Source organism: Flavobacterium frigoris (genome assembly GCF_900111075.1).
Lineage (GTDB): Bacteria > Bacteroidota > Bacteroidia > Flavobacteriales > Flavobacteriaceae > Flavobacterium > Flavobacterium frigoris.
Genome location: NZ_FOFZ01000001.1, coordinates 578041 through 593942 on the forward strand (window position 1 = coordinate 578041; position 15902 = coordinate 593942).

The following is a 15902-nucleotide window of genomic DNA, read 5'->3' on the forward strand; positions in this document are numbered from 1 at the left end:
AGTAGAATTAAAAGTTAAAAACACATCACAAAACACAATTTAATTTAAACAAAAAGTATGAAAACAATTTATAAAAAGTTGTTATTTTTAGTACTGTTACTTCCTTTTAGTATTCTGGCTCAGAATACGCTTAGTGGAACTGTTCTTGACAAAATATCAGGACAGCCCATTCCAGGAGTAAATGTAAATGTACAAGGTAGCACAAATGGCGTTTCAACTGATTTTGATGGAAAGTTTCAATTGCTTAATGCTAAGAAAGGCAATAAAGTCGTATTTTCTTACATTGGTTATAAAAACACAGTCATTACTTATGATGCTCAAAAATCAGTAACGGTTTCACTAGAAGAAGATGCAAATCTATTAAGTGAAGTAGTAATCCAAGTGGGTTACGGTACCGTTACGAAAAAAGATGCAACTGGTTCAGTTTCTCAAATTGGAGCAAAAGACTTTAATAAAGGACAAAATGTAACTCCTGAAAGCTTAATTAGTGGTCGTATCTCTGGGGTTACTGTAATAGGAGGTGGAGCACCGGGTGCTAAAGCAGATATTCGTATTCGTGGCGGATCTTCATTGAGTGCTTCAAATGAACCATTAATTGTTTTAGATGGTTTGCCTTTAAGTAATACCGTGCCTTCTGGTTCAACTAGTATTTTGTCTACTATTGATCCAAATGATATCGAGTCTTTTACCGTCTTGAAAGATGCTTCTGCAGCTGCAATTTATGGTTCTAGAGCAGCAAATGGTGTAATTGTAATTACGACTAAAAAAGGAACAAAAGGTCGCGTAAAAGTGAGTTTTAGTTCGCAAACTGGGGTAAGTACAGTAGCAAATACGGTTGATGTTCTAAGCGCAGATCAATTTCGTACTTTTGTTAATGAGAAAGGGTCAGCGGCTCAAAAGGCGTTGTTAGGGACTTCTAGTACAAATTGGCAAGATGAAATTTTTCATACTGCTTTGACTAGTACTAACAATATATCAGCAAGTGGTGCTTTGTTTAACAAAATACCTGTACGATTATCCGTTGGTAATGTTGTCAATCCTGGGATTCTTAAAAACACTTCTTTCGAAAGAACGACCACATCATTATCCTTAAACCCAGTTTTATTGGATAACCACTTAAAAATTGACATTAGCGGGAATTTATCTTTTGGTAAAAATAGATTTCAAGACGAAGGTGCCGTTATTGGAAGCGCAATTGGATTTGATCCAACACAAGCTGTTTATGAGGCTAACTCGCGATATGGAGGATACTATGAATGGTTAGACCCTACGGGTAACTTACCATTATTGCCAGCAAGAAATCCAGTGGCAAGATTAAATCAAGATGAGCGTAGCGCTACTTCTACTAGAAAATGGGGAAATGTGAGATTAGATTATAAGCTTCATTTCTTTGAAGATTTGAGAGCTGTTGTTGAGGCAGGAATTGATAGATTTGATAGTAGTGGTTCTACAGAAGTGAGTACGCAAAGTGCTTTAGGATTCCAACCAAAAGCATTTACTGATTCAGGTTATGTGAATTTAGGGAATTACTCGACTTATACGGACGCACTTCAAAATAAAAACTTAAATGCTTATTTTAATTACACTAAAGAAGTAGGTAAATTTAATGTGGATGCAACGGCCGGTTATAACTACCAATTGTTTCAAAAAGAGCGTTATCAATCTGGAGAAACGATACAACCTAATCCTAATGAAGATGTAATCACTGATCCGGATATTAACTTACAATCTTATTTTGGACGTTTAAACTTAGGATATGACAGTCGGTATTTATTGACTTTGAATTATCGTAGAGATGGAACTTCCCGTTTTTCTGAAGCAAACAGATGGGGAAATTTTGCAGGAGCAGCTTTTGCATGGAATTTATCTGATGAAGCCTTTTTAAAAGATAATGAAACGTTGTCTAACTTAAAATTAAGAGTAGGTTATGGAACAACGGGACAGCAAGATATATCTGCTCAATACGATTATTTAAGAAGAGTAACTCTTGGTACAATTAATTCACAATATATTTTTGGGAACACCATTTACTCAACTGCTAGGCCAGAAGGATATAATGAAAGTATTAAATGGGAAGAATTGACCGAGAAAAATGTAGGTTTAGATTATGGATTCTTCAACGATAGGATAACTGGATCTATTAATTATTTTGACAAAAAATCAACTGATTTATTAGCTGATATTGCTGTTCCTGACGGGGCTAACCTGAGAAATCAAGGTTTCTTCAATGTGGGAAGCGTTAGAACAAAAGGAGTAGAATTTAGTATCGAGTCTGATATTGTTAAAAACGATAATTTGACTTGGAATGTAGCTTTCAATACTACTTTTATTGATCAAAAAATTTCTAATTTAGGAATTACAGTTCCAGGTTTTCAAGGCTACTTATCAGGAGACAATATTGCTGGGGGTAGTGGGAATAAAATTCAAATTAATTCAGTAGGCTTTGCACCAAATTCATTTTTAGTGTATGAGCAGTTATATGATGCCAACAAAAGACCAATTCAAGGTGCTTATGTGGATAGAAATCAAGACGGAAAAATTGATGTAGAGGATCGTTATAGATATCATAAACCAGCACCAGACTACACTTTTGGATTGTTTTCTACTTTACAGTATAAAAAGTTTGATTTTACAATGAACTGGAGAGCCAGTTTAGGAAATTACATTTTTGATAATGTGAGTTCTAATTTAGGATATTCAGATGCAGGTTTAAGAAGACAAACAGATTTATCGAATATAAGCTCAGATTACTACAATACTGGTTTTAACTTTGAAGATAATGGAACTCAGCGTTATTTGTCTAACTATTTTGTAAAAGACGCTTCTTTCATAAAACTAGACAATGTTACTGTAGGATATACTTTTGACAAAACGCTATTAAAAGCGGTTTCGTTGAGGTTTACTGCTGGAATTCAAAATGTTTTAATATTGACGAAATATAATGGTTTAGATCCAGAAAGATTTAACGGAATTGATAATAACGTTTATCCAAGAGCTAGGACTTTCTTGTTTGGGGTAAATGCCAATTTCTAATGCTATGCTGATAAACAAAAATTTAAAAATAAACAAAATGAAAATATCATTTAAATATATATCTTATTTTTTCCTATTCATTTTAGGAGTAAATATGACGCTTACTTCGTGTACGAACGACTTAAATGTTACGCCCGGGGATGATGATGAATTTTTATCAGAAACCTTTTTTCAAGATCCAGCATCATATAAGCAAGTTTTAGCAAAAATGTATGCCGGTTTGTATGTAGGGGGTAATGATGGAGATGGATCTCCAGATATTGCCGGAATTGGAGGAGATTTTAGTAGTTATTTGCGATTACTTTTTGTAATGCAAGAGTTACCTACAGATGAAGCAATTATTGCTTGGGCTGATGGAACTTTGCCAACGATGAATGCACAAACTTGGTCTCCTGCTAATGAGTTTTTGGCAGGAACATTTTCAAGAGCATTCTATGAAATTAGTCTTTCAAATGAATTTTTGAGACAAACGACTGATGAAAAATTAACAGCCAGAGGCGTTGATGCTGGCTTAAAGGCTGAAATTGCTACTTTTAGAGCTGAAGCGCGTTTCTTAAGAGCTTTCTCCTATTACAACTTAATGGATTTATTTGGTAATGTACCTATTACTACAGAAAATGATCCTGTAGGATTCTTTTATCCTGAACAAAAAACAAGAGCTGAAGTTTTTGCTTTTGTTGAATCAGAATTGATTGATTTAGACAATAGCTTGGTGGCTTCTAAAAGCAATGAATATGGTAGAATAGATAAAACTGCTGCTAAATTTTTATTAGCTCAGGTTTATTTAAATGCTCAAGTTTATACCGATACACCTAAATTTAATGAAGCGGCTGCTTTATGCAAAGATATCATTGATAACTCAGGATACACATTTGCTAATGTGCCTTATGCTCATTTGTTTTCTGCTGATAATAATAGTAATGGGGCGCAAAGCGAAGTTATCTTTCCTATTGTAGGTGACGGTAATGCTATTAGAGCAATTGGAGGAGGAATGAGTTTTATTATGCACGCTTCTATTGGAGGTAGTATTGATCCTGCTGCACGCGGTATGGACGGGGGATGGCAAGGGATAAGAACTCGTAAAGAGTTTGTTGCCCTTTTTCCAGATGCAACTGCAACTTCCGATAAAAGAGGAACTTTTTATACCGAGGGACAGACTTTAGATATTGCTAATGTAGGGACCTTTACAGATGGTTATGCTGTCACAAAATTTATTAATAAGAATGCGGATGGTTCAGCTGCCCAAAGAAATGATGTTCCAGATATTGATTTTCCCATGTTTAGATTGTCAGATGTTTATTTAATGTATGCTGAATGTGCTGCAAGAGGAGCAAGTGGAGTAGACATAAATACTGCAGTTGGTTATATTAATAAATTAAGAACAAGAGCAAGTGGACAACAAATCTTAGCTTCAGCTGTAACTCTAGACTTTATTTTGGATGAAAGAGGAAGAGAATTGTTTTGGGAATGTCACCGAAGAACTGATTTGATCCGTTTTGGAAAATTCACAGGAGGAACAAAAATTTGGCAATGGAAAGGTGGTTCTTTAGACGGGACTAGTACAGAATCATTCAGAGATTTAATGCCTATCCCTGCAAGAGTTATTCAAGCAAACCCAACTTTAAAGCAAAATCCAGGATACTAATCAATCCATTAATTCATAATAAAATGAAAAATATAAGTAAAATTTTATTCGCTTTTGTTTGTGTTTTAGCCATCTCCTGTACTGGTGATGATGTAGAAAACAGACCCGTTCTTTTGTCTATTTCTACTCCAGAGATGGTCACCCCTCAAAATGATAAAGAATTTGTTTTGGTGGAAGAGAATAAAGATCAGGATGCCGATAGCTTTGTTTGGTCTGCGGCAAAATATTCTAATAATGTGGTTGTACAATACACCTTACTGATGGATGTTAAAGGCGGTGACTTTACAGCTGCGCAAGTTCTTGCAACAACTAGTAATGGTACTGAGGTTTCAATTACTGTTAAAAAATTGAATGATGCCGTAACTCTATTAGGTGGTGTTGCGGGAGAATTAGGATCTTATGATGTTAAAGTGATGTCGAGTGTTGCAAGTGCTGAAAAAATGATTTCTGCTATACCATTAACTATTTTGGTTAACGCTTATGAGCCCGCTGTGGCTAACAATTGTCCAAATCAATTTGCTGTTGGAGCTGGAATCGTTTCTGCAGGTTGGGGATGGAATAGTCCTTTAACATTAATTTGTAATGATAACGTATTAGTAGCTGCTGTAAATGTAGCTAATGACACTTTTAGATTCTTTACTACAAATGGAGATTGGGGTTCAGGAAGAAATTATCTTTATTATGTAGATCAAGGTTATAAAATAAGTTCAAACTTAGAAAATGCTAATGATGGTGATTCAAACTTTAAATTCAATGGAAATCCAGGGATGTATCGTATCAAAATAGATCAAAACGCAAAAACGTTTACACTGTCTCAAGGAGAAACCGCTGCAAATTCCTATTGGTTAGTTGGAGAAGCAACTCCCGGAGGATGGAGTTGGTCTGGAAACAGCGAAACAGAATTAGGTTTGATAAAAGACGGCGTGTATGAGGTACCTCTTACGCTAAAATCAGGAGCAGCTTTCAGAGTTTTTTTAGGCAATGACGGAACTGATGATGGAAATTGGGGTACTAGTAATAATTTTACTTTTTATTCAAACTCAGGATACACTATTTCGCCAGAGTTAGAAAATGCCGGCGATGGTGACAGTAATTTTAAATATACTGGAACAACAGGAGTAAGAATTTTTAAAATCAATACTGTTGATAAAACGATTACATTAAACTAATTTTTTTAAATATGAAAAGGGCTGTCTTCTGGATAGCCCTTTTTTTATTTTTTTGTAAAAAGGAAATACCATGAAAAAAAAATTACTTTTAGTACTGTTTTTTTGTTCAATGGCAACATTTGCTCAACAACAGGCAGTTACTTACAGCATAAGTCCAGCTACTTTCGAAGAGACAACAGCAATCACGATCACCATTAATGGAATTAGTATAAATGAAGCCACTTGGGGAGTAACTGGAAATGCCTTGTACCTGTGGTCTTGGTCATATGATATCAATGACGCTAATAGCTTAGATTGCCCCACAAATGGTACATGGCCTGTTGCAAATGACGCTAATAAATTTATATATAATAGTGTTGCTGATACTTATACCAAAACAATAACCCCTACTGCTTTTTATAATAGATCAGGAATAGGTAGAATAGGTTTTTTGATAAAAGCCAAAGATGGTACAGGAGATAAAAAATCCCAAAATTTATATGCAGAAGTAGGTGCTTTTCAAGTAACTCTGACTGCTCCTTCACAAAATAGTTCGACAATAATTACTTCTGGAGGAAGTTTAAATATTGCTGCAAATAACACCGGTGGAAATGCTAGTTACAACTTAAAGTCAAATGGGATAAGTATTAACACTAATGGAAGTAGTGCAAACTATTCGTTTAACCATACTAATATTACTTCTAATCAAAATTATGAACTTGAAGTGACGCAAGGATCAACTACTCTTGTTAAGAAATTTACAGTCATTGTAAACCCTGGTGCAGTTTCAGAAACTATTCCGTCAGGTTTATTGGAAGGAATTAACTATAATACTGCAGATGCTACCAAAGCCACTTTGGTACTTGATGCGCCATTAAAAGATTTTATATATGTTGCTGGTAGTTTTAATAACTGGCAACCTACTAATGCTTATTCGATGAAAAAAGATCCTACATCTGGGAAATTTTGGTTAGAACTTACGGGTCTAACATCGGGGGTAAATTATACGTATCAGTATTGGGTAGGAAAAACCACTCCAATTGCTAATTCACCTGCGTTGGTAAAAACAGCAGATCCTTATTCTACCTTGGTTTTATCACCGTTTGATGATCCAGGTATTCCAGCTGCAAGTTATCCTAATATGCCTGTCTATCCATTAGGACAAGAAAGAGAAGTGACGGTTTTGCAAACAGGACAAACGCCTTATGCGTGGAGTACTGCAACAACAAATTTTGTGAAACCAGAGAAGGAAAAATTAGTAGTTTACGAACTTTTAGTTAGAGATTTTGATGCAGGCAGAAATTACCAAAGTATAATTGACAGAATTGATTATTTTAAGAATTTAAAGATTAATGCGATTGAGTTATTGCCAGTAATGGAATTTGAAGGAAATGAAAGTTGGGGATATAACACTTCATTTCACATGGCTTTAGATAAATTTTACGGGAGTTCAAGTAAGCTAAAAGAAATGATTGATGTTTGCCATCAAAACGGAATTGCGGTAATTCTTGATGTTGCATTGAATCATGCTTTTGGGCGAAACCCAATGGTGAGAATGTGGATGAATGACCCTGACGGTGACGGCTGGGGATCGCCAACAGTTGAAAACCCTTATTTCAATACCGAGGCTAAACACAGTTATAATGTGGGTGAGGATTTTAACCATCAGTTGCCAGGAACGCAGAATTATGTGAAACGAGTTATAAAACAATGGATTCAAGAATATAAAATTGATGGTTTCCGTTGGGATTTAACGAAAGGTTTTACTCAAAACTGTCCTTCAAGTGTTGCAGGTGGTCAAGATAATTGTACCAATGCGTACCAACAAGATAGAGTAGACGTTTTGAAAATGTATGCTGACTATTCTTGGAGTCTGGACCCAACGCACTATATTATTTTTGAACATTTAGGAACCAATAGTGAAGAACAACAATGGGCTAATTACCGTGTTTCTGGTGATGCAGACGGAATCGGTAAAGGAATCATGATGTGGGGTAAAATGACTGATAATTATAATGAATTATCAATGGGTTACGCTGCAAACATTTATGGAATGACGAGCGCCAGTCGTGGATTTACAGCGAACAGGTTGATGGGTTATGCCGAAAGCCATGATGAAGAGCGCCTAATGTATAAAAATGTGCAGTATGGAAATAGTGCAAACCCGGCGCATAATGTAAAAACATTAGATGTTGCTTTGTCACGAATGTCAGCTATTGGAGCCGTTTCTTTATTGGTTCCAGGACCAAAAATGATTTGGCATTTTGGAGAACTGGGATGGGATACCTCTATATTTAGTTGTAATAACGGAACGGTAAATGCGCCATCAGATGCTATTTCTGGCGATTGTAAGTTAAATACAAAACCACAACCACAGTGGACAAATAGTTGGTTAGCTAACAACGGTAGAAATAAAATTTATACGGATTGGGCAAGGATGATTAGGTTGAAAACAACAGAGCCTGTTTTTGCAGGTACTGCAATGATAAATAATAATTCATCATTATCACAAACTATTAAAATAACAAATGCTGCTCTTGCAAGCACTCAGCTGAAAGATGTTTTGGTACTTGCTAATTTTGATGTGACTGCTAAGGCTGTAGCGACTGGGTTTCCATATACGGGAACTTGGTATAATTTAATGGATAATTCGACTATTAATGTAACGGATGCTACAGCAGCTATTACGGTTGAAGCTGGTGGTTTTAGAATTTATGGAAACAAAGTAGCCTCTTTGGCAATAGCAAATTACGAAGGTGAGTCTGGAATATATTTATATCCAAATCCTGCTTCTAGTTATTTTACTTTAAATACAAATACTACTCAAGTTCAGGTTTTTTCAATGGCAGGACAATTAGTTAAAAGTTTTAATACGACTCATTCTAAAGAGGCTCCGTTTGCAATAAGTGATTTGAGCAATGGACTTTACATTGTAAAAGCATTAAATGAAAACAATGAAGTTCAAGTGATGAAATTTATGAAAGAATAATGTTTGGTTTGATTTCTGAAAGAGCTGTCCCTCAAAAGGCAGCTTTTTTTATACAAAAAAACTGCTCCATAAATGAAGCAGTTTCCAACTACAATTAAAAACTAAATATTAAATTTTACCTTCTTTGATTTCTTCTACAATTTCAGGATTTAGTAGCGTTGAGGTATCTCCAAAATTTGAATAATCACCTTCGGCAATTTTACGCAAGATTCGTCGCATAATTTTACCCGAACGTGTTTTAGGCAAGCCAGATACAAATTGAATTTTATCTAACTTGGCGATAGGCCCAATTTGGTTTGAAACTTGTTGGTTGATTTCCTTACTTAGATTTTCTCTGTCACGATATTCCCCTGTTTCTTTTAGAATAACAAAACCATATAATGCATTCCCTTTGATGTCATGAGGGAATCCTACAATCGCGGACTCCGCAACCGCTGGATGCTCGTTAATGGCATCTTCAATAGGTGCAGTTCCTAGATTGTGGCCGGAAACGATAACCACGTCATCTACACGACCTGTAATTCTGTAGTAGCCCACTTCATCACGTAAAGCCCCGTCACCCGTAAAATATTTACCTGGAAAAGCAGAAAAATAAGTTTCTTTATATCTTTTATGGTCACCCCAAATGGTTCTGGCAATTCCTGGCCATGGATATTTAATACATAAACTACCTACTACTTGATTGCCTTCTATTTCATTTCTTTTTTCATCCATTAATACGGGTTGGATTCCTGGTAATGGAAGCGTAGCATATGTTGGTTTTGTAGGAGTCACAAAAGGAATAGGCGAAATCATAATACCTCCTGTTTCTGTTTGCCACCAAGTGTCGACTACGGGACATCGTTTGTCACCCACATGGTCATTGTACCAATGCCAAGCTTCTTCATTTATAGGTTCTCCTACAGAGCCAATTACTTTTAAGGTGTCTAATTGGTATTTTTGTACGAAATCTAAACTCTCTTTTGCCAAAGCACGAATAGCAGTTGGCGCAGTATAGAACTGTGTGACTTTGTGTTTAACAATAACTTCCCAAAAACGACTATAGTCTGGATAAGAAGGAACTCCTTCAAAAATTACTGTCGTAGCTCCGTTCAATAAAGGACCGTATAAAATATAGGAATGTCCAGTTATCCAGCCAATATCTGCAGTACACCAAAAGATATCGTTTTCTTCATAATTGAATACATTTTTAAAAGTGTAGGCGGTGTAAACCATATACCCTGCTGTGGTATGCACCATTCCCTTTGGTTTTCCAGTAGAACCGGAAGTGTATAGAATAAACAATGGATCTTCGGCATCCATGATTTCTGCAGTATTATTATCTGAAGCTGCATCTAAAAGTGGTTGTAACCATTGGTCACGTCCCTCTTGCATGTTTATAGTGCTGTTGGTTCTTTTTACCACTAATACGTTAGCAACACAAGGCGTGTTTACTAATGCTTCGTCGATAATTGCTTTCAGATCTATCGTTTTGTTCCCGCGATATCCACCGTCTGAAGTGATGACCATTTTACAATCACTGTCATTTATTCTGGTGGCCACTGCTGATGCTGAAAATCCAGCAAAAACAACGGAATGGATAGCTCCAATTCTGGCACAGGCCAAAGTGGTAATCGCTAGTTCAGGAATCATTGGTAAATAAATACAAACACGGTCTCCTTTTTCTATTCCTTGTTCCCGCAATACGTTGGCCATTTTACAAACGCGTTGGTGCAATTCGTTATAAGAAATATGCAATGTTTCTTCACTAGGATCATTCGGTTCGAAAATGATTGCGGTTTTGTCTCCCTTTTTGGCAAGATGTCTGTCAATACAGTTTTTAGTGATGTTTACTTTGGCATCGACAAACCATTTAATTTCGGCTTCAGCCATATTAAAATCAACGACTTTATCCCATTCTTGATACCAAGTAAAGTTTTCGGAAGCAATTTTGTCCCAGAACTTTCTTGGCTCACGAACTGATTTTTTATATTCTTTGAAGTATTCTTCTAGATTGTTAATTTTATAGCGACTCATAATCTGTTTGTTGTATTTAGTTAGTTAGATTGTTGTTCTTGTTAAAAGTACCGATTTCATATTTTTGTAAGACCTCGGTGATTTCATCGATGATGGCTTCATCATCGATAGTTGACGGAATTTGAAACTGATCCCCGTCTGCGATGCTTCGCATGAGTTTTCTAAGAATTTTACCAGAGCGTGTTTTTGGCAGTCGATTCACGATAACTACGTTTCTCAATGAAGCAACAGCACCTATTTGCTGGCGTACGATCTGGATAATTTCATGTTCTAGCTGAAAATGCTCGGTATCATCATATAATTTGGTTACCACCAATGCTAAAGGGATTTGTCCTTTTAGGGCATCGTTGATTCCAATAACTGCACATTCTGCAACGGATTGATGCGACGCGACTACTTCTTCCATCTCAGCTGTTGAAAGACGATGTCCCGCAACATTGATAACATCATCGACTCTTCCTGTAATATAAATGTAATCGTCCTCATCTTTATATCCTCCATCACCTGAAAAATAATAACCTGGAAATTGTTCTAAATAGCCTGCCTTAAAGCGGAGGTTATCCTTCCATAAATCAAGTAGCGTTCCAGGAGGCAATGGGAGTTTTACGACCACATATCCTTGTTGATTGGCTTGTACTTCATTTCCTTCTTCATCAAATATTTTAATATCATAACCACAAACTGCTTTACCCACAGACCCGGGTTTTATGGGTAAACTTTCAACTCCCAACATGTTAGCGATCATAGGCCATCCTGATTCGGTTTGCCACCAATGGTCAATTGCAGGAACGGGAATATGTTGATTATACCATTCTAACGTGGGAATATCACATCGTTCTCCGGCCAAAAATTGTGTTTTCAAAGAACTCAAATCATATTTTTTTATGAAATCCCCATTTGGGTCTTCTTTTTTGATGGCGCGAATGGCTGTTGGAGCCGTAAACATTGCATTTACTTTATGCTCGTCAATAATTCTCCAAAAAGTACTGGCATCTGGCGTTTTTATTGGTTTTCCTTCAAAAATAATACTACTGTTTCTATTGATTAAAGGACCATAAACGATAAAACTGTGACCTACTACCCAGCCCACATCTGATGCTGCCCAAAAAACATCACCTTCTTTTATGTTGTAGATTTTTTGCATCGAAAATTTTAAGGCAACCGCGCAACCACCAGTGTCACGGACCACTCCTTTTGGTTTTCCAGTTGTTCCAGAAGTATATAAAATGTACAACGGATGTGAGGCGTTAACAGCTACACAGGGCGTTTCCTCAGAACCGTAAACTAAAGCATCATAATCCACATCATATTTCTTAAATGGAATTCGGGCGCCTAGTTTTCTGTTGAATACGATTACTTTTTTTGGTCTGTGAGAAGCCAGTTCAATAGCCTCATCCACTAAGGGTTTGTAGGTGATTAAGCGGTCCACTTCTATTCCAGAGGAGGCCGTTATAATCAAACGAGGTTTGCAATCATCTATTCTGATTGCTAATTCATGCGGTGCAAAACCTCCAAAAACTACCGAATGGGTTACCCCAATTCTAGCACAAGCTAACATTGCAAAAGCAGCTTGGGGAATCATCGGCATATAAATTATGGCTGTATGTCCTTTTTTTAATCCTAAGGATTGCATTCCGCCGGCGAGTTTTGCTACTTCGGTTTTTACTTCTGAGAACGTGTATTTTTTTATGGTTTGGGTCACTGGGGAATCATAGATAATTGCCACTTGATCACCATAGCCATCCTGAATGTGTTTGTCCAGCGCGAGGTAGCATACATTTAATTCGCCGTCCTTATACCATAAAGGATAGCCGTTCTCATCTTCTGACAAGGTGATTTCAGGTTTGTTATACCATTCGATTGTGTTTGCTTGCTCCTTCCAGAAATTTTCAGGTTGAGAAATGCTTTTTGCGTAATATTCTTTGTAATTCATGATGAAGATATTCTAAATTATTGAATTAATTCCTGTACTTGTTCTACTAATTTTTTTATTGAAAAGGGCTTTGTCACATAGAGATTTGCTCCTAATGAAATTCCTTTTTCAATGTCTTTTTCCTTGTTCTTTGCCGATAAGAAAATGACTTTACAATGTTGTAATCGTTTGTCTTTTTTTATTTGTTCTAATGTGGCAAAACCGTCAACCATGGGCATCATGACATCGAGGATGATAACATCCGGAAGTTGTTTCTCTAGAATGTCTAATGCTTCTTGTCCGTCGCGTGCTATAAAAACTTCAAAATTATTCTTCTTGAATGTATATTCCAGTGACATAACAATATTGGGTTCATCATCTACAATTAAAATTTTCTTCATCTCTATTGTTTTTCAGTTGTATTGTAATTGGGTAATGTGAAAATAAATGTAGCACCCTTTTCTTCGGTACTTTCGACCCAAATGTTCCCTTTATGGTGTTCTATAATTTGTTTACAAATGGCAAGTCCTAAGCCGCTTCCCACAGGTTTTTTTACATTTTGATTTCGAGACTGATAAAACTTATCAAATATGGGTTCAAACTCTTCTACTTTTATCGCCTTGCCATTATTGTGGACGCGGACTTCTACATCTTTGTTATTCTCAGTTACGGTAATCGTAATTTCTCCGTCGGTTGCAGGGCAAAATTTTAGAGCATTTGATAATAGGTTGTGGATCACCTGGATGATTCTTTCCTCGTCATAAAAGGCTTTTATTTCTTGCGAAGCGGCATTGAATGTTACACTAATGTTTTTATTTTTTATTAATTGGCTGACCGAGTCTATTGTATTTTTTATGGTTTTTGAAATGTCGTTTTTTGATAGGTAAATTTTATGCTTACCTGTTTCAAATTTTTCTAAATCTAAAATTTTATCAATCAAGCGATTCAAGCGATCTGATTCTGATATAATACTTTTCAGAAATTGTTTTCTTACTTCATTTGGAATTTCATCATCGTCATCATGTAGGATTTCGGTTGCCGCACGTATCGCAGTAATGGGTGTTCGGAGTTCATGCGTAACGGTGTCCAGAAATTCGTCTTTTTGAATGTCTTTTTGAATGAGTTCCTCATTTGCGTGTTTTAACTGATCTGATATTTTCTTGAACTCATTCGAAGTATCGGTCAGTTTTTTGTTGATGATAATGCGTTCTTTCGATTCCTCTAGGATACGTAATACTTCTGGAAGACTTATTTTGTCTTCTTTAATAACACTTGAAATTAAAATTTTGGCGGAAGCCGTACCAATATGACCGGTCAATAAATTCTCTGCAAATTTTATAAATCGGGCATCGGCAGTGGTGATGTTTTTATCGATATTGTATTTTACGTTAAAAATGTTCAGTGCACGTTTTGTTCTGTCCTGCCCCAGGAAACGTTGCAAGACTTTTTCAATGTCGGAGATGTAGGCGGTTCCTTTCCATACAAATGCATTCTCATGATTTGTGATGTATTTATCGATATCCACAAACATTTCGGCATAGTTGCGCTCTCTGTAATTTCCCTTGAAACTTACTGAAACAGCGAGATAACTCATCGTGTTTAGCAGCATGCTCCAAAAAAAGGCATGTTGAATAGGCTCTAAATAATCCAGTCCAAAAAGCTGAAAAGGCTTTAATATTTCAATTGCCCAAGGTCCTTCTTGAATGAATGTACTAGAAGAAGATGTGATTCCGATGGCATAGGGAAGCAATAAGGTGTAAAAACAGACAAGGAAACCAAGAACGATACCTGTTATAGCACCTTTTTTAGAACCTCTTTTCCAAAATAAAGCACCAAAAAAAGCGGGTGCCAATTGTGCAATGACGACAAATGAAACTAAACCTATAGAAACTAATGAGTAATCTAAAACAAAAAATCTATAGATGAAATAGGCTAGAATGATCAATGAAAAAATAGCTATTTTTCTAGAGTTTAAGATTCTTTTGTTGTTTTTTTCTTGCGAAGTATTTTCTAATGAACCCACAAATCCATAAGGAATCAGTAAGTTATTGCTTAGCATAGTGGATAAGGAAATGGACGAAACAATAATCATTGAAATGGCTGCCGAAAACCCACCTAGAAATACTAAAACGGTCAAGGTATTATTGTTGAAGAACTGTGGAATCAATAGCGAATAAGTATCTGCATTTAAACCTTGTCCTTCAAAAAGAATGTTGCCACCCCAAGCAATAGGGAAGACGAAAATATTGAAAAGTAATAAGTACAATGGGAAAAGCCATATCGCTGTTCTAATGTGTGTTTCCTTATTGTTCTCAACAATTGCGGTATGAAATTGTCTTGGCAAAAGAAAAATAGCAAACATGGACAAAACGCAAAGAAAAAACCAATTGATACCTTCGGATAGTCCCCCGATAGTATTTTTTTTGTCAAAGTTATCAAGTAGTGCTGCTTTAGCATAGATGTCATCAAAGCCATCAAATACAAAGTAAGTTACATAAATACCAATGATTAAAAAGAAGACTAATTTTAAGATAGATTCCATCGCAACAGCGGTGACAATTCCGCGTCTTTTCTCGGAAGCATCGACATATTTTGTTCCGTAATAGGATGCGAATAAAGCCAGTGCAAGACATACGTAAGTCGTGGTATCACTAAAGATATTGGAACTCGACTGTGTGTTGGTTACAATATTAAAAGTGTCGGAAATGGATTTTAGTTGTAATGCAATATACGGTAAAACTCCAAAAATACATATTAAGGTTACTAGTGCTCCTAGAAACCTGCTATTGCCATAACGCAAAGAAATAAAATCGGCTATACTAGATATTTTGTTTACTCTTGAAATGCGTACAATTCTCTTAAGAATTATCATCCAAGTTGGTATGATAATGACTGGGCCCAAATAAATAGGGAGGTAACTTAAACCTGATTGTGCAGCAACACCAATGCTTCCATAATAAGTCCATGCAGTACAGTAGACCGCTAAGGAAAAAGAATAGATATAAGGGTTTGTAGTCCATTTAGAATTATTCCTTTTTTCTGCCCAATGCGCTATGTAAAAGAGAATCGATACATAGAGGGTTAAAATCAATAAGAGACCAATACTACTCATAATATTTTTTTATGATTATGTACGATATCGCTATAGAGAACAACCAT

The 15902-nt window shown here is 36.1% G+C and carries 8 protein-coding genes; 4 read left to right on the forward strand and 4 right to left on the reverse strand.

Features of this window, described 5'->3' with window-relative positions; all coding sequences use genetic code 11:
- Positions 1-57 precede the first annotated feature (57 nt).
- From BMW63_RS02455 to BMW63_RS02470, 4 genes are all read left to right on the forward strand, one after another.
- Positions 58-3033 carry a SusC/RagA family TonB-linked outer membrane protein gene (locus tag BMW63_RS02455; RefSeq protein WP_074720863.1) on the forward strand — a complete coding sequence of 992 codons (2976 nt, stop codon included), beginning with the start codon at positions 58-60 and terminating at the stop codon, positions 3031-3033.
- A 37-nt stretch (positions 3034-3070) separates the two neighbouring features.
- Positions 3071-4678 carry a RagB/SusD family nutrient uptake outer membrane protein gene (locus BMW63_RS02460; protein ID WP_074721158.1) on the forward strand — a complete coding sequence of 536 codons (1608 nt, stop codon included), beginning with the start codon at positions 3071-3073 and terminating at the stop codon, positions 4676-4678.
- A gap of 23 nt (positions 4679-4701) precedes the next feature.
- Complete coding sequence (locus tag BMW63_RS02465) at positions 4702-5847, forward strand: SusE domain-containing protein (protein WP_074720865.1); 1146 nt, start codon at positions 4702-4704, stop codon at positions 5845-5847.
- Between the two features lie 70 nt (positions 5848-5917).
- Positions 5918-8815 carry an alpha-amylase family glycosyl hydrolase gene (locus tag BMW63_RS02470; protein WP_074720867.1) on the forward strand — a complete coding sequence of 966 codons (2898 nt, stop codon included), beginning with the start codon at positions 5918-5920 and terminating at the stop codon, positions 8813-8815.
- 108 nt (positions 8816-8923) lie between these two features.
- Here the strand turns inward: BMW63_RS02470 and acs are convergent, their stop codons facing one another.
- Genes acs through BMW63_RS02490 form a run of 4 tightly spaced genes read right to left on the reverse strand, consistent with a single transcriptional unit; the run spans position 8924 to position 15855 of the window.
- The gene (gene acs / locus BMW63_RS02475) at positions 8924-10831 is read right to left on the reverse strand and encodes an acetate--CoA ligase (RefSeq protein WP_074720869.1); all 1908 of its coding nucleotides are present in this window, start codon (positions 10829-10831) and stop codon (positions 8924-8926) included.
- A 16-nt stretch (positions 10832-10847) separates the two neighbouring features.
- The gene (locus BMW63_RS02480; protein WP_074720871.1) at positions 10848-12764 is read right to left on the reverse strand and encodes an acetate--CoA ligase; all 1917 of its coding nucleotides are present in this window, start codon (positions 12762-12764) and stop codon (positions 10848-10850) included.
- A 17-nt stretch (positions 12765-12781) separates the two neighbouring features.
- Positions 12782-13144, reverse strand: a complete 363-nt coding sequence (locus BMW63_RS02485; RefSeq protein WP_074720873.1) for a response regulator transcription factor — start codon at positions 13142-13144, stop codon at positions 12782-12784.
- A gap of 2 nt (positions 13145-13146) precedes the next feature.
- Entirely contained in the window at positions 13147-15855 is a 2709-nt protein-coding gene (locus tag BMW63_RS02490) for a sensor histidine kinase (protein ID WP_074720875.1), read from the reverse strand.
- Between the last annotated feature and the right edge of the window lie 47 nt (positions 15856-15902).